Source organism: Alcaligenes sp. GCM10023179 (assembly GCF_042653705.1).
Classification (GTDB): domain Bacteria; phylum Pseudomonadota; class Gammaproteobacteria; order Burkholderiales; family Burkholderiaceae_B; genus Alcaligenes; species Alcaligenes phenolicus.
The window spans coordinates 644,018-659,031 of sequence record NZ_JBHSIQ010000002.1 but is presented as its reverse complement, the minus strand read 5'-3'; the positions used below and the strand labels follow the sequence as shown (position 1 = coordinate 659,031).

Annotated in this window: 13 protein-coding genes and 1 tRNA gene; 7 read left to right on the top strand and 7 right to left on the bottom strand. The window is 57.3% G+C overall.

The features are described from left to right. Positions 1–114: 114 nt before the first annotated feature. Entirely contained in the window at positions 115–1,503 is a 1,389-nt protein-coding gene (locus ACFPDR_RS12360; RefSeq protein WP_060186277.1) for a phosphomannomutase/phosphoglucomutase, read from the bottom strand. Positions 1,504–1,632: 129 nt separating this feature from the next. On the opposite strand from ACFPDR_RS12360, the gene ACFPDR_RS12355 reads away from it, so the two are divergent. Both ACFPDR_RS12355 and ACFPDR_RS12350 read left to right on the top strand, forming a co-directional pair. Beyond that, entirely contained in the window at positions 1,633–3,048 is a 1,416-nt protein-coding gene (locus tag ACFPDR_RS12355) for an FAD-binding oxidoreductase (protein ID WP_009461095.1), read from the top strand. A 21-nt stretch (positions 3,049–3,069) separates the two neighbouring features. Beyond that, entirely contained in the window at positions 3,070–3,756 is a 687-nt protein-coding gene (locus ACFPDR_RS12350; protein ID WP_376911186.1) for a phosphatase PAP2 family protein, read from the top strand. 136 nt (positions 3,757–3,892) lie between these two features. Here the strand turns inward: ACFPDR_RS12350 and fahA are convergent, their stop codons facing one another. The 6 genes from fahA to mutM all read right to left on the bottom strand — a co-directional run bounded on the left by fahA (position 3,893) and on the right by mutM (position 10,378). Continuing rightward, on the bottom strand, positions 3,893–5,218 hold the full coding sequence (gene fahA / locus ACFPDR_RS12345; protein ID WP_376911185.1) for a fumarylacetoacetase: 1,326 nt from the start codon (positions 5,216–5,218) through the stop codon (positions 3,893–3,895). Continuing rightward, entirely contained in the window at positions 5,215–6,519 is a 1,305-nt protein-coding gene (gene hmgA / locus ACFPDR_RS12340; protein WP_060186280.1) for a homogentisate 1,2-dioxygenase, read from the bottom strand. The genes fahA and hmgA overlap by 4 nt, the downstream gene beginning before the upstream one ends. Before the next feature lie 15 nt (positions 6,520–6,534). Then, on the bottom strand, positions 6,535–6,744 hold the full coding sequence (locus tag ACFPDR_RS12335) for a DUF2783 domain-containing protein (RefSeq protein WP_009461092.1): 210 nt from the start codon (positions 6,742–6,744) through the stop codon (positions 6,535–6,537). Further along, positions 6,732–8,405 (bottom strand): FAD-dependent oxidoreductase, encoded by a 1,674-nt coding sequence (locus ACFPDR_RS12330; protein WP_376911184.1) that lies wholly within the window; start codon positions 8,403–8,405, stop codon positions 6,732–6,734. The genes ACFPDR_RS12335 and ACFPDR_RS12330 overlap by 13 nt, the downstream gene beginning before the upstream one ends. Positions 8,406–8,429: 24 nt before the next feature. Next, positions 8,430–9,386 carry an MBL fold metallo-hydrolase gene (locus tag ACFPDR_RS12325; RefSeq protein ID WP_009461090.1) on the bottom strand — a complete coding sequence of 319 codons (957 nt, stop codon included), beginning with the start codon at positions 9,384–9,386 and terminating at the stop codon, positions 8,430–8,432. A 164-nt stretch (positions 9,387–9,550) separates the two neighbouring features. Continuing rightward, the gene (gene mutM / locus ACFPDR_RS12320; protein WP_035271243.1) at positions 9,551–10,378 is read right to left on the bottom strand and encodes a bifunctional DNA-formamidopyrimidine glycosylase/DNA-(apurinic or apyrimidinic site) lyase; all 828 of its coding nucleotides are present in this window, start codon (positions 10,376–10,378) and stop codon (positions 9,551–9,553) included. A 122-nt stretch (positions 10,379–10,500) separates the two neighbouring features. Here mutM and ACFPDR_RS12315 point away from each other — a divergent pair, with 122 nt between their 5' ends. The 5 genes from ACFPDR_RS12315 (at position 10,501) to ACFPDR_RS12295 (ending at position 14,936) form a co-directional block, all read left to right on the top strand. Next, positions 10,501–12,246 carry a tetratricopeptide repeat protein gene (locus ACFPDR_RS12315; protein ID WP_226348149.1) on the top strand — a complete coding sequence of 582 codons (1,746 nt, stop codon included), beginning with the start codon at positions 10,501–10,503 and terminating at the stop codon, positions 12,244–12,246. 2 nt (positions 12,247–12,248) lie between these two features. Then, positions 12,249–12,839, top strand: a complete 591-nt coding sequence (locus ACFPDR_RS12310) for an outer membrane lipoprotein LolB (RefSeq protein ID WP_376911269.1) — start codon at positions 12,249–12,251, stop codon at positions 12,837–12,839. A 21-nt stretch (positions 12,840–12,860) separates the two neighbouring features. Continuing rightward, complete coding sequence (gene ispE, locus ACFPDR_RS12305) at positions 12,861–13,799, top strand: 4-(cytidine 5'-diphospho)-2-C-methyl-D-erythritol kinase (RefSeq protein WP_376911183.1); 939 nt, start codon at positions 12,861–12,863, stop codon at positions 13,797–13,799. Between the two features lie 5 nt (positions 13,800–13,804). Beyond that, positions 13,805–13,881 (top strand) — tRNA-Gln (locus ACFPDR_RS12300). A gap of 104 nt (positions 13,882–13,985) precedes the next feature. After that, positions 13,986–14,936, top strand: coding sequence for a ribose-phosphate pyrophosphokinase (locus tag ACFPDR_RS12295; protein ID WP_009461085.1), 951 nt, complete (start codon positions 13,986–13,988; stop codon positions 14,934–14,936). Positions 14,937–15,014 lie beyond the last annotated feature (78 nt).

Sequence of the window (15,014 nt, the reverse complement as noted above, 5' to 3'; positions counted from 1 at the left end):
AGTTGCCGCGTGGAGGCATTTTTATACTGCGCTGGAGACTAGAGACTAGAGACTAGAGACTAGAGACTAGAGACCAGCGAGCAGGGATCTGGGTATGAGTGAACTTCCACGGCCTTAGAAAGGCAATGCTGCATCCGGCTTCAAAGCCAGCAGTGCCGCCCGGAATTCTCCCTGGATCCGATCCAGCGCCTCTTGGGACTGGGCCTCAAAACGCAGCACAATCACTGGAGTGGTATTGGAGGCGCGAGCCAGACCGAAGCCGTCCGGGTACTCGGCACGTACACCATCAATCGTGTTGAGCTGATTGGAACTGGGGAAACGGCCTTCTTTTTGCAGGCGGGCAATCAAGGCATGAGGCTCGCCTTCGGCCAGCGGCAGTTTCAGTTCCGGTGTGGACAGGTCTTGCGGCAAGGCTTCCAACTCTGCCGTCGGGTTGTCACCGCGCGAGAGAATCGCCAGCAGACGTGCGCCTGTGTACAAGCCATCATCAAAGCCGTACCAGCCTTCCTTGAAGAACACGTGGCCGCTCATTTCGCCCGCTAAAGGGGCACCCGTTTCGGCCAGTTTGGCCTTGATCAGCGAATGGCCGGTTTGCCACATCAAGGGCTCACCCCCGGCCTTGGCAATTTCCAGAGCGACGTGGCGGCTGCATTTCACGTCAAAAATAATCGTGGAGCCAGGTTCGCGCTGCAAAATATCGCGCGCGTACAGAATCAACTGACGATCAGGCCAGATGATCTGACCCGTTCGAGTCACCACACCCAGGCGGTCGGCATCGCCGTCAAAGGCCAGACCCACTTCGCAGTCCGTGTTTTGAACATGGGAGATCAGGTCTTGCAGGTTGTGCGGCTCGGCCGGGTCCGGGTGGTGATTGGGGAAGCTGCCGTCTACATCCTCAAACAGCATGTCCACTTCGCAACCCAGGGCCTTGAACAGGCGGGCAGCCACGACGCCACCCACGCCGTTGCCGCAGTCCAGGGCAATTTTCATGGGACGGGCCAGTTTGACACGTTCGGCGATGGTGCTGACGTACTGGTCCAGCAAGTCCTTTTTCTCGCCGGTGCCTGCTTGAGCCGCAGGCTCAATACCGGCTTGCATGCGTTTCATCAGACCCTGGATATCCTGGCCGTGCAAGGTCTTGCCGGCCATCATCATCTTGAAGCCGTTGTAGTTGGACGGATTATGGCTACCTGTGATGGCTACGCCCGAGCCGGTTTCCAGTACATTGGCCGCAAAATAGACGACGGGAGTAGGAACCATACCCAGATCGACTGTGTTGATTCCGCCTGCCTGGATCCCTTGTTGCAGGGCACGAGACAGCGCAGGGCTGCTGTGGCGGCCGTCGTAACCCACTACCAGGGTTTGCACGCTTTGTTCACGGGCCAGGGCCGCCAGGGCCAGACCTAATTGGTAGGCGAAGTCGGGATTCAGTTGCTCGGGAACGGTGCCCCGAATATCGTAGGCTTTGAATACAGCGGTCGGTAGAGCGGGAATGTGGGTCACTGTCGCGTCCTGAACGAATACACAAAGAAAGAAGTTTAGCGCGAATGCCACCGGCTTTCGTGAGTTACCATTAAGAGCTGTAGCGCGACAGCAAGAGCGCCTGATTGTTTTTCTTGAGTGGCTTGGGTCATGACTTTTCTGAACGAACTTGAACAGCGTATTGGTCAGCAACATGTGCTGACAGGACAATCCATGCAGCAGTACCTGGAGGATTGGCGTGGACGCTATACCGGTACTGCCTTGGCGGTGGCCCGGCCTGCAACGACAGAAGAAGTGGCCCAGGTCGTGCGTCTATGCGCGCAGCACCGCGTGCCCATCGTCCCTCAAGGCGGCAATACCGGTTTGTGCGGGGGCGCAACGCCGGACAACAGCGCCACTGCGCTGGTGCTGTCTTTGGAGCGCCTGAACAAGATTCGCAGCGTGGATACCGACAACGACACCATGGTGGTGGAAGCAGGCTGCATTTTGCAAAATGTGCAGCAGGCCGCCCGTGATCATCAGCGTCTGTTCCCCTTGAGTCTGGCCGCAGAAGGCAGCTGCACGATTGGCGGCAATCTGGCCACCAATGCAGGCGGTACACAGGTTTTGCGTTACGGCAATGCTCGTGACCTGACCCTGGGGCTGGAAGTGGTGACTGCCCAAGGTGAAATTCTGCATGGGCTGCTTGGGCTGCGCAAAGACAATACCGGTTACGACCTGCGCAACTTGTTTATTGGTAGCGAAGGCACCCTGGGTATCATCACCGCCGCGACCATCAAGCTCTATCCCCAGCCTGTAGCAGCGTGCACCGCCTTGCTGGCATTGAATACGATTGAAGATGCCGTTCAGGTGCTTGCATTGGCGCGCCAGGGGCTGGCGGCGTCCTTGACCGGCTTTGAGCTGATTGCAGGCAATTGTCTGCAAGCCGTGCTGCATTGCTATCCCGATCAACGTATGCCTTTCCAGGGCCCGGCTGAAAAAGCAGCCTGGTATGCCTTGCTGGAGCTGTCTGATAGCGAAAGCCTGGAGCATGCCCGCGAGCGTTTTGAAAGCGTGATCGGCCAGGCTCTGGAGCAAGATCTGGTGCAAGACGCCGTTATCGCCGAGACCATCGCACAAAGCAAGGCGCTCTGGCATTTGCGTGAAAGCATTCCACTGGCAGAGAAAGCCTATGGGAAAAGCATCAAGCATGATGTGTCCATCCCTGTGTCCGTGATGTCCCAGTTCGTGCACGAGACAGACAAGGCTTTGCAAGAAGCCTTCCCGGGTCTGGAAAACGTGACATTCGGGCACTTGGGTGATGGCAACCTGCACTACAACGTTGCGCGTGGCACGGCCTTCACGGAGGAAGAGCTGCTGAAGCGTCAGGACGAGATCTATGCGCTGGTCCATGACAGCGTGCACCGTTTCCATGGCTCCATCAGTGCCGAACATGGCGTAGGCCAGCTCAAGCGCCAACTGCTGCCCCGTTATAAAGACCCGGTTTCCCTGGCCTTGATGAAGCAGATCAAGACGGCGCTGGATCCTTTGGGGATCATGAACCCCGGTAAAGTATTGCCCGACTGATTGAAGCTACTTGGTGTGTAGATGTTTTTTCGTCCTTATATCGTTGCCAGTGCCGTTTTTTTTACTGTTTTGGGAATCGTCGCGGCAGTGACGATGGGTTCAGCAACGGACCTGTCACTCAGTGCCTATTTCTATGACCCACAAATCCAGGACTTTTCCTGGCGATTGCAGCCTTTTGTCGATTTGTTCGGGCGCAGGCTGGTGTGGTTCGTTCCCTTTGGCGGCGCAGTGGTATGGACGATCGTGGCCTGGCGGCAGCCCAAGGGTTCCCGCCGCCAACTGGCTTGGGCGGGGGCGGCTTTCTTCATGGGTAGTGGCCCGTTAATGGTAGGCGTACTGAAACATCTGACCGCCATGCCAAGGCCCTTTAATCTGGCCATGTTTGGCGGTATAGAATCCATGCCCACCTACTTCTGGGCGCATTCCTGGGCTGAGGCAGGCAATGCCTTGCCCAGTGCTCATGCCGCATCCGGCTTTGTGCTCCTGTCCCTGTCCTTTGTGGGCGTCATGACAGGCTGCCGCAAACTGGCCGCCGGGGGCTTTGTGCTGGGTATCAGCGCCGGTTTGCTGTTCGGCTTTCTACGCATCATGCAGGGCTACCATTTTCTTAGCCAGGTGCTGGCTTCAGGCGCTGTGCTGGGGCTGTATGGCTGCGTTCTGTTTTATATCCTCTGGTCTTGGGCCAGACATAAGCAATTGCCTGCCTAAGGCTCTCCGAGTTTGCAGAAAGGGGACTTCAAGTCCCTTTTTTGTTTTTGCGAGCCTGTTTCGATAAAGCTTTACGTAAAAACACCCCGAAGCCAGATACCGGCTGCGGGGTGTCGTTTACAAAGGTGTCTTGAATTTAAGGAACGGCAGGCAATACTCGACCGGCACATTCACCAAAAGACAGGGTCGGGTAGCCATCTTGACGGCACAGGCCTTTCAAAATGATCTCGTCCTGATCTTCCAGGAATTTACGCTGTTCGCCCCAAGGCAGGTCGATGGGGTTCTTGCCGCCCTGGTTCATTTCCAGCAAGGAGCCTTCCTGACCCTTGGCCGGGCCGGACAAGGTGCCGGTGCCTAGCAGGTCTCCAGTTTGCAGATTGCAGCCGTTGACGCTGTGATGGGCGACCAGTTGGGCCACAGTCCAATACGCTTCCTTGAAGTTGCTGCGCGAGAGCAAAGCGGGGTCTTTCTTTTGCTGGCGAGACTGCTCGGTGCTCAGGTACACCTCCAGTTCCACGTCCAGAACGCCACTTTCCTGGTTGGTCTGATCCTGCAAATAAGGCAGAGGCTGGGGATCGGACTCGGGGCGGCTGAAGGGGCGACGGAAGGGAGCCAGGGCTTCCAGCGTCACTACCCAGGGGGAGATCGTCGAGGCAAAGTTCTTGGCCAGGAAGGGGCCCAGAGGCTGGTATTCCCAGGCTTGCAGATCGCGCGCCGACCAGTCGTTGAACAGGCACAGACCAAAAACGTGTTCGTCTGCCTGAGCGATAGGAATACGGTGACCAGCTTCGTTGCCTTTGCCAATCAGAATGCCCATCTCCAGCTCGAAGTCCAGGCGCTGGCAAGGACCAAAGTTGGGCTGCTCCTGCCCTTCGGGTGGGCGGGTCTGGCCGACGGGGCGCGGGAACTGCTGGCCGGATACGCCGATGCTGGAGGCACGGCCGTGGTAGCCAATAGGCACCCATTTGTAATTGGGCAGCAAGGGGGCGTCGGGGCGGAACTGTTTGCCCACCGCCGTTGCGTGGTGCACGGAAATGTAGAAGTCGGTGTAGTCGCCAATCTGGGCGGGCAGGGCGTATTCCAGCTTGCTGCGTTCGATCAGCATGGGGCGCAGGCGTGATTCGGCCGAAGAGCCCTGACGCAAGTCGTGCGACAAGGCGGCACGCAGTGCGCTCCAGTATTCCTGTCCTAAAGCCATCAGGCCATTCAGTGCCGGTTTGACGCAAGCGGCCAGAGCGTCGGCGGCTTTGCCGTGCCAGGGGGTATCGCAGGCCAGCAGGCCCAGGTCCAGCGCGTAAGGGCCAATGGCCACCATGACGCGGAAGTCTTCCTGACTGTCACGGCGACGGGCCACGGCAAAGGGCAGGTTCTGGATGGGGAAACCGTTATCGGCCTCGTTGGCGCCGGGCACCCAGCTTTGCAGCTTGGGGTCGTGAGTGTCATTCAGATAAGGTCGGGTCATGCCTTTTGTTCCGTAGAGAAGTGTTTTTCCAGTCCGTCCCAGACGGCATCGTAATTGGCTTGCAGGCTGCCGCTTTGCAAGGCCTGTGGCGAGGGGCGGATGACTTTGCGGGTCTCGAACATAAAGGCCATGGTACCGCGCAGATAGTCTGCCTTGCTCAAGTCCGCACTGCTGGCCTTGTCAAAGGTGTTGGCATCGGGGCCATGCGGGCTCATGCAATTGTGCAGGCTGGAGCCGCCGGGTGCAAAGCCATCGGCCTTGGCATCGTACACACCCTGGATCAGGCCCATGAATTCGCTGGCGAAGTTACGGTGGAACCAAGGGGGGCGGAAGGTGTTTTCCATGGCCAGAATGCGTGGCGGGAAAATCGCAAAGTCCAGGTTGGCCGTGCCGGGGGTGTCGGAGGGCGAGGTCAATACACTGAAAATGCAGGGATCGGGGTGATCGTAGCTGATCGAGCCGATCACATTGAAGTCGCGTAAATCGTATTTGTAGGGGGCGTGCGTGCCATGCCAGGCCACCACGTCCAGCGGCGAGTGCGTCAGTTGCGCAACCCAGAAGCCGCCTGTGAATTTGGTGACCAACTCATGAGGCTCGCTGACATCTTCGTACCAGGCTACCGGCGTTTTGAAGTCACGGGCATTGGCCAGGCCGTTAGAGCCGATCGGACCCAGTTCGGGCAGACGCAAAGGCGCACCGAAGTTCTCCAGCAGATAGCCGCGAGCCACATCGTCCAGCAACTCCACCTTGAAGCGCACGCCACGCGGCATGACGGCAATCTCGCAAGGCTCGATTTCCATGATGCCCAGTTCGCTGACCAGCCGCAGGCGGCCCTGTTCGGGCACGAACATCATTTCGGCGTCGGCGTTGTAGAACACGCGCCGACCCATGGACTGGTTGATGGCGTACAGATGGATGGCAACGCCGCTTTGCGAGTCGCTGCTGCCATTGCCTGCCCAGGTATGGACACCAGCCAGAAAATCGGTCGGCTTGCTGGGCAGATTCAGCGGGCTCCAGCGCAGGCGATTGGGGTTGGCCGGGCCTTGACCAAAGTCTTCATTCCAGTGGGGAGCGCCTTCAAATGCCGTAAATGCTCCTTGCTTGGCGCTGGGGCGAATGCGGTACAGCCAGGAGCGGCGGTTATCGGCGCGTGGCGCGGTAAAGGCCGTGCCGGACAACTGCTCGGCATACAGCCCGTAAGGGCAGCGCTGCGGCGAGTTGCGTCCCAGTGGCAGCGCGCCGGGCAGAGCCTCGGTGGCAAAAGCGTTACCAAAACCAATCTGATAATTCAAAGAGCTCATTAGGGGTCTCCAGATTCAGGCAGCCTGCTCCAGGCAGGTCTGGCGGGCGGCATCCAAGGCTTGCTTGATCACATCCAGCGAGCCGACATGATTGCACAGCAACAGCACCAAAGCGGCATTCATGGCATGACTTTGTGCTGTGCTCAGGCCTTGGTGGGCATCGATCAACATTTGGTAGAAGTCGTCAGCCCGTTCCAGGGGGGTATCGGTATTCAGTGTAGACATGAAGCACTCTCCAGGAAATGGCCACAGGCTTTGTGCAAGGCAGCCTGGACAGTTTGCCCATCCAGATGACGCCAGCGGGCGCACAGGTGTTGATCGGGGCGAATCAGATAGCAGGAACCGGGTTGGGCGTCGTAACGCTGACGCAGCATATCCTGGCTGTCGATGATGCCGCCCTGGGCCTGGGTAGCGCTGGTGCCAGCGGGCCAGACACGCAGGCGGGTCAAGAGACCTTGGGCGACCAGTTCGTCTACCACTTCAGACTGGCTGGCCTGGCCTTCGCCAAATTCCAGCAGGGTGAAGCCGCTGCCCAATTGACCCAGCCACCAGCCTTGCTGACCGTTTTGTTCTATAGGTGCATCGGGGACGCAGGCTCCTAGCGGTGTGGCCGTGGCGGAGAACTCGTGTGTGTCAGCCGTATTCAAGGGGCTGTCTGGGTAGGCGCTGGGCAAGGACAGGCGGCCGCTATTGACCAGTACACGGGCAAAGGCGTGGCGACGCGCCAGAATCAGGGCCGCATCACGGAACAGGCGGCTGACTTCGCTTTTAGGCGTGATGAAATCTGTTGAACGGCTGGAATGGCGAATGTTCTCGTCTGCAGCCAATTCACGTTCATGGCTGTAGCTGTCCAGCAGGCTGTCGGGAGCCTGGGCATTCAGAACCAGATTCAGCTTCCAGGCCAGGTTGTCGGCGTCCTGGATACCGCTGTTGGCGCCGCGTGCGCCAAAAGGCGAGACACGGTGGGCCGAGTCTCCGGCAAACAGAATACGGCCATGGCGAAAGCGCTCCATGCGCTCGCAGGCAAAGGTGTAAATGCTGACCCATTCCAGCTCAAAGGGGGCGTCGGCACCCAGGAGGGCACGAATGCGGGGCAGCACGTTTTCTGGTTTGACGGCTTCAACCGGGTCGGCATCCCAGCCCAATTGGAAGTCGATACGCCAGACGTTGTCCGGCTGGCTGTGCAGCAAGACAGATTGATTGGGGTGGAAGGGCGGGTCAAACCAGAACCAGCGCTCGGCGGGGAAGTCGGCTTGCATGCGCACGTCTGCAATCAGGAAACGGTCCTTGAATACGCGTCCGCTGCTGCTTTCACCCAAGGCACGGCGAATGGCCGAGCGCGAGCCGTCGCAGGCCAGCAGCCATTCTGCTTCCAGGGTGTAATTGCCTTGCTGGGTTTCTATATCCAGATGCACGCCTTCTGCCTGATTCACCACGTTCAGCACTTTATGGCCGGAACGCAGTTCGATCAGGGGCTGAGCGCAGACTGCTTCGTAGAGATAACCTTCGCAGTAATACTGCTGCAAATTGATAAAAGCGGGGCGCTGGTGGCCTTCTTCGGGCCGCAAATTGAAGCTCCAGACTTCCTGATTGCGGAAAAAAACCTTGCCCACATTCCAGGACACGCCTTTGTCCATCATGCGCGAGCCCACGCCCAATCGATCCCAGATATCCAGGGTGCGTTTGGCAAAGCAAATGGCCCGTGACCCTTTGGACAGCGTGGTGTCGTCGTCCAGAATCACGACCCGGTGGCCTTTGGCCGCCAGATCCAGGGCCATGGTCAGCCCCACCGGGCCGGCACCCACCACCACAACGGGGTGGCGGGCATGGGTAGCCGGTGGGGGCGCTTGCGTCAGCTCCAGGGTCTGGTAATTAATGTCTCCCATTTTCTTTCTCCCTGGCCTTGCGTCTTACTGACCTTCGAGCTGTTTCCACATCTCCAGATCGCGTTCGGCGGTCCAGATGCGTGGGTCTTCGTGTCCGTTGACTTCGTCGTAGGCACGGGACACGTCAAAGGGCATGCAGTGATCAAAAATGACCCAGTCTGCGTAGCGAGGCTTCATGAAATCGTAGGTTTCGCGGTAAATGGTCTTCAGGTCTTTACCGGCGGCTGCGCCTTGCTGCACGCTGGAGTACAGGTCTGTCAGAAACGCGCGTGTGCCAGCCAGGGCTTGACGCACTTCGGTGGCGTTTTTCAGTGCCGGGCCACGGCCAGGAACCATTTGTTCAGCTTTGAAGTCGCCCAGACGGTCCAGTGTGCGTGGCCATTCGCGGAAGTAGCAGTCGCCTGCGTACGGGGTGGATTGGTATTCCACCAGGTCACCGGCGAACAGGATTTTCTGCTTGGGTAGCCAGGCGATGGTGTCGCCCTTGGTGTGGCCACGACCCACTTGCATCAGGTGTACTTCCAGATTGCCCAGGTCCACCGTCATATGACCTTCAAAGGTCATGGTGGGCCAGGTCAGGCCGGGAGGAATGGATTCGGCGTTGCGGAACAGGCGGGGAAAGCGGCCGATTTCGCTGGCTTTGTCCTGCTCGCCACGTTCCACGATCAGGTCGTAGGTGTCGCGGCTGGCCAGGATTTCCTGGGCGTTGTAGGCCGAGGCACCCAGCACGCGCACGGCGTGGTAGTGCGACAGCAAGACATACTTGATCGGTTTGTCGCTGACTTCGCGGATGCGGCGAATCACGTCTTCAGCCATGACCGGCGTGGCCTGGGTGTCGATCACCATAATGGCCTCGTCACCAATGATGATGCCCGTGTTGGGATCACCTTCAGCCGTATAGGCGTAGGCGTTGTCGGACAGTTTTTCAAAGGCAACGACTTTGTCTTCCAGGTCGTTATGCGAGGCGAAGGACTTGCTCATGAAAATGACTCCACAGTCGATAGGGATGGTGTCAGATTAGTTTATGGTGAATCAGTTAGATATAGGTGAATACCTGAATAGGGCAAGCTTAATTGGCAAAAGAATAGACGAGCGCCTGCCTGCCGGAACCGGCATCAGACGCTGTCAGAAAAAAGGGGGAGGGTTTAGCGGCGCTGGCAGCGCGAGCAGTAATAGGTCGCGCGTTGGCCTTGGACTATCCGTTTGATAGGCTGTTGGCAGCGTGGGCAGGGTTTGCCGGCACGCTCATACACATTGGCGTGAATGTCGAAGTAAGCGCCCGGTTCACCACTGGCATTGACGTAATCGCGCAAGGTGCTGCCCCCGGAGTCCAGGGCGGATTGCAAGGTGCTCAAGATGGCCGAGTGCAGTTTTTCGCAGCGATGCAAGGAAACTTCACCGGCGGGCAGTTCGGGGTGAATACCGGCCAGGAACAAGGATTCGGAAGCGTAGATATTGCCTACTCCCACCACAATCTTGCCGCCCAGCAGGGCCTGTTTGATGGCGACGCGCCGCCCTTGCAGATGTCGGTGCAGATACTCGGGGGTGAACAGGGGATCGAAAGGTTCTACGCCTAAAGTACGTAGTAAAAGGTGGTTTTCCAGAGGGCCGTCCCTATGGGCGTGCCATAATATCGCACCAAATCGTCGTGGGTCGTGCAGCAGGAAGCGGGCCTCATCAAAGATCCATTCCGCATGATCATGCTTGCGGCGTTCTTCATCCAGATCCACACGACGCAGGGAGCCGGACATTCCTAAATGGATGATCTGGACGCCTTGTTCAAAATGCAACAACAAGTATTTGCCTCGACGCGTGCAATTCTGGACGGCCTGGCCTTCAATCCATTGCGGCAAAGAGGCAGGCACGGGCCAGCGCAAACGGGGCTCGTGAACCAGGAATTGTCGGACATTTTTTCCCTGGATAACCGTCGCAATTCCGCGACGAGTTGTTTCAACTTCTGGCAGTTCAGGCATGGGGGGGTGATACCATCAACAAATCTGATTCCTTTATTGTGCCATCGGGCGTTTTGTCGCGCGTATCAGGGCACGGGTTTTTCTGGATGAATGCTCTGACCTTAGCACTAAAGCTGGGCCTGATGTCGTTGCTTGCAGCGGTTTCGGTGCAAGCCCAACCCTCACTTCCCATACTCAAGGCGGAGCCGCCTGCTGACAAGATTCGTTTGCGCAGCGGGCAATTGCCTTTGGTCAGCCTGACTTCGGACATTCTGTATCGCATTCTGGTTGCCGAAGTGGCTGCTTCGCGTGGTGAATATGACGTTGCCAGCCAGACTTTCCTGTCTTTGGCGCGTGACACCAGCGATCCTCGCCTGGCTCAAAACGCCTTTCAATACGCCATGGCCGACCGTGATTTGGGTCGTGCGCTGCGTGCCGCTAAAGAATGGGCCTTGCTGGCCCCGAATGATCCCGAAGCTAAAGCAACGGCTCTGGCCCTGGAAGCCTCCAGCGGTCAGACCGAAGGCTTGGCCGATGCCTTGTGGCTGCGTATCTCTCGCGCCCAGGATAAAGAGCAGGCCGTGGTCCAAGCCATGAGCATGGTCAGCAAGATGGTGGATCGCCGTTTGGCGCTGGAAGTGCTGGACAAGGCCTTGCAGCAACCCGTGCGCTCCTTGCCCATAGCCCGTCTGGCTTTGGCAGATACTGCCTGGAGCGCCGGGGATATGAGCCGGGCCGAGCGCGAAGCACGGGAAGCCCTGAAGCTGGACCCGCATTCCGAAGCCGCCGCGCAGCGCGTGCTGGAATACGGTATCAAGATTGATCCTTCGGCTGCCTTGCAAAGTGCACGTACCTTTGTGCGAGCCAATCCGGATAGCCGCAAGTTGCAACTGCTGCTGGCCAACCGGCTGGTAGAGCGCCAGCAGTTCGACGAAGCCCAATCCATCGTCAGCGCCTTGCAACGCGCCAATCCTGAAGATTTTGATCTGCTCTACACCCAGGCCGAAATTCATATTCGTGCCCAGGAGTTTGACCAGGCCCGTAAATTGCTGGAGCAATACATTGCGGTCCAGCAGCAGCGCCGCCAGTCCTTGAACGACGCCGTCAATACGGCTTTGGCCAGTATTTCTGAAGCCCGCTTGTCCTTGGTGCAAATTGCTGAAGCTCAGGGCGATATGAACGAAGCCATTCGCCAGCTGGACTTGATTGAAGAGCCCGCGCTGCGTTTCCAGGCCCAGATTCATAAAGCCGTCCTGCAGGCTCGCCAAGGCAATCTGCCGCAAGCACGTCGTACCCTTGAAAACTCCCGGCCACGCGACATGAGCGAACAGGTCGTTGTGGCTTTGACGTATTCTTCTATCTACCAAGACAGCGGTCGTACCGACCAGGCTCTGGAAGTGCTGGAGCGGGCGGACCGTGAGTTGCCCGATAGTGCCGAGATCAAATACAACCTGGCCATGTTGTACGAGCAGCGCGCCAAGCACGACAAGTTTGAAACCTTGATGCGTCGTGTTATTGAGCTGCGCCCGGACCATGCCAATGCGTATAACGCCTTGGGCTACACCTATGCGGATCAGAATCGCCGTCTGGACGAGGCCCAGGATTTGCTGGAACGCGCCATGGAGCTGGAGCCGGACAATCCTTATATTCTGGATAGCGTGGGCTGGTATCTGTTCCGTGTTGGCGATCTGCAAGCCGCGCTGGAATACTTGCAGCGTTCCTACGAGCGCCTGCCTGAAGCGGACGTTGCCGCCCACTTGGGTGAAGTGCTGTGGGTCAAAGGCCGTCGTGATGATGCCATGCTGGTCTTTCGGGCTGGCTTGAGCAAAGACCCCGAAAACCGAACACTGACAGAAACCATCAAGCGTCTGGGAGTACCGCTGCCGTGAGTATCTTGAAACAGCGGGCTTGGACCCGAGCAGGGGCTTTGGCCCTGGTTGCTTTGCTCAGTGCTTGTGCGACACCGCCCAAATCTGACCTTGGCAGCGTTACGGATGCGTCGCAAGAGGCAAGCGCCTTGTCTCGTTCAGGCCGTTTTGCGCTGAGCGTGACTCATTCCAGTTCGCAGGTCGAAGCCGTGCAGGGGGGCTTTTCCTGGCGCGACGACGGCCAAAAGCTGATGCTGGATTTGAGCAATCCTTTGGGTAATACCTTGGCGCGAGTCTGGGTGTTACCGGGGCGCGCCATTCTGGAACGCACAAACGGTAGTCAGGAAATCGCCTCCCATCCCGATGCCCTGGTTGAACAGGTCTTGGGCAGTCCTGTTCCTGTTGCAGGCTTGCGTGACTGGCTGCATGGCCGCACCGGTAGTGCCCCGGTTCAAAGCGAACGCCGGGATGACCAGCAAAAGCTAAGCAGTTTCGAGCAGTCCGGCTGGCGTGTGACGCTCTCGCGTTACGACGAACAAGGCCCGCGCCTGCTGCAATTGAATCGTCATGAAGCCAACCGCTCCATCAGCGTGCGCTTGGTCGTGGATCAGTAAAGTCCCGAGCAGGTTTGTGTAATGGCGCTCTACAACGTCCCGGCTCCGGCCAAGATCAATCTGTTTTTGCACGTTACGGGTCGTCGTGAGGACGGCTACCATTTCTTGCAAACTGCTTTTCGTTTTGTGGACCTGAATGATTACCTGAGCTTCGTTCCACGTAGCGATGGGCAGATCCATCGCGCACACAGCACCCTGAGCAATGTGGAGCCTGAACAGGATCTGGTGATCAAAGCGGCTCGTGCCCTGCAACAAGCGACGGGCACTCGGCAAGGCGTAGACATCTCTTGTATCAAGAACATCCCTTCGGGAGCGGGGATGGGCGGTGGCTCCAGCGATGCGGCCACGACCTTGATTGCCTTGAACCGTTTGTGGAACCTGGGGCTGAGCCGTCAGGCCTTGATGGATATTGGCTTGCCCCTGGGTGCTGATGTGCCGGTTTTTATATTCGGACAGGCCGCATTTGCGCAAGGGATAGGCGAGCAGTTGCAGGCCATTCAAATGCCGCCACGACACTACATCATCATCCGTCCGCCGCAATTTATATCCACGGGGGAAATATTTACTTCCGAATGCTTGACACGTGATGAAAAACCCATCACAATGACGTTCTTTACTGATTGGCAAGAAAAATTCTGGCAAGCCAAGGGCGGCAATCCTTATTTTGGCAGAAACAATCTGGAGTCAGTAGCATTCAGTCTTTATCCTGGTTTAAGAAATTTAAAACAGGGCTTGCAAAGATTAAAATTGAATGCTAGAATGACGGGCTCAGGTTCTTGTTTGTTTGTTGAGTGCAGAGACGAACAAAGCGCCAAGACAGGTCAGTTTGAAATTGACCAAATTAGCAGTAAAATAGATTTTTCTGGTAGCGAAGAATCAAATAGTGGTAAATTGCTTGTCGAACAAACTTGGGTTTGTTCAGGTTTGCAAGATCATCCGCTACGCGACTGGATTAAGTAAGTATTTGGGGAATCGCCAAGCTGGTTAAGGCACTGGATTTTGATTCCAGCATGCGAAGGTTCGAATCCTTCTTCCCCAGCCACCTTTCAGGCCTAGCCTGCGATAATGTAAAGCTGTTGAGTCGTTTCCTTGTAGGGGTTTCGATCAACAGCTTTGCTTTTCCTGCATCAAAATCTATCTCCCATCATGGCACAAGACCGATTCATGATCTTCACCGGCACGGCTAATCCTCGCCTTGCTGTCGATGTCGTCAACCACCTTGATATGTCGCTGGGGAAAATGACGGTGGGTCGCTTCTCTGATGGGGAAGCCATGGTTGAAATCAACGAGAATGTGCGCGGTCGCGATGTTTTCGTTCTGCAGCCCACCTGTGCTCCCACCAACGACAATCTGATGGAAATCATGGTGATGGTCGATGCCTTGCGCCGTGCTTCGGCCGGTCGCATCACCGCCGCCATCCCTTACTTTGGTTACGCCCGCCAGGATCGACGCCCCCGTTCGGCGCGTGTGTCGATCTCTGCCAAAGTCGTGGCCAATATGTTGCAAGTGGTCGGTGTCGATCGCGTCATGATGATGGATCTGCACGCTGACCAAATCCAGGGTTTCTTCGATATCCCTGTCGACAATATCTACGCTTCCCCCATTTTGCTGGGCGATATCTGGCGCTGTAACTACCAGGATATGGTGGTTGTCTCGCCTGACATCGGTGGTGTGGTGCGCGCACGTGCACTGGCCAAGCAACTGGAAGTGGACCTGGCCATTATCGACAAGCGTCGCCCACGTGCCAACGTCTCCGAAGTCATGAACATCATTGGTGATGTCAACGGACGCACCTGCATCCTGATGGACGATATGGTGGATACGGCCGGTACGCTGTGCAAAGCGGCTGAAGCTCTGAAAGAGCGCGGTGCCAAGGCGGTTTACGCCTACTGTACGCACCCTGTACTCTCGGGCGAAGCTATCGAACGTATTACGCAGTCCCAATTGAACGAGCTGGTTGTAACGGACACCATTCCTTTGTCCGCCAAGGCACGTGAATGCAGCAAGATTCGCCAGCTGTCCTGTGCAGCACTGTTGGGCGAGACCATCTTGCGTATCTCCAACGCCGAGTCCGTCAGCTCCTTGTTCACTGATTAAGTTTTTTAGCGTGCGCTGGTCGCGGCGCACGTCAACTTGGTAGTTCGCTACCACTTTCCGCAGTACGTATTAAGCGTT

Excerpts from the sequence above, each read along its gene's own strand:
- mutM (WP_035271243.1), bottom strand. The coding sequence starts at position 10,378 with ATGCCTGAACTGCCAGAAGTTGAAACAACTCGTCGCGGAATTGCGACG.
- ACFPDR_RS12350 (WP_376911186.1), top strand. The coding sequence starts at position 3,070 with ATGTTTTTTCGTCCTTATATCGTTGCCAGTGCCGTTTTTTTTACTGTT.
- ACFPDR_RS12325 (WP_009461090.1), bottom strand. The coding sequence starts at position 9,386 with ATGAGCAAGTCCTTCGCCTCGCATAACGACCTGGAAGACAAAGTCGTT.
- ACFPDR_RS12295 (WP_009461085.1), top strand. The coding sequence starts at position 13,986 with ATGGCACAAGACCGATTCATGATCTTCACCGGCACGGCTAATCCTCGC.
- ACFPDR_RS12335 (WP_009461092.1), bottom strand. The coding sequence starts at position 6,744 with ATGTCTACACTGAATACCGATACCCCCCTGGAACGGGCTGACGACTTC.
- fahA (WP_376911185.1), bottom strand. The coding sequence starts at position 5,218 with ATGACCCGACCTTATCTGAATGACACTCACGACCCCAAGCTGCAAAGC.
- hmgA (WP_060186280.1), bottom strand. The coding sequence starts at position 6,519 with ATGAGCTCTTTGAATTATCAGATTGGTTTTGGTAACGCTTTTGCCACC.
- ispE (WP_376911183.1), top strand. The coding sequence starts at position 12,861 with ATGGCGCTCTACAACGTCCCGGCTCCGGCCAAGATCAATCTGTTTTTG.
- ACFPDR_RS12315 (WP_226348149.1), top strand. The coding sequence starts at position 10,501 with ATGTCGTTGCTTGCAGCGGTTTCGGTGCAAGCCCAACCCTCACTTCCC.
- ACFPDR_RS12330 (WP_376911184.1), bottom strand. The coding sequence starts at position 8,405 with ATGGGAGACATTAATTACCAGACCCTGGAGCTGACGCAAGCGCCCCCA.
- ACFPDR_RS12355 (WP_009461095.1), top strand. The coding sequence starts at position 1,633 with ATGACTTTTCTGAACGAACTTGAACAGCGTATTGGTCAGCAACATGTG.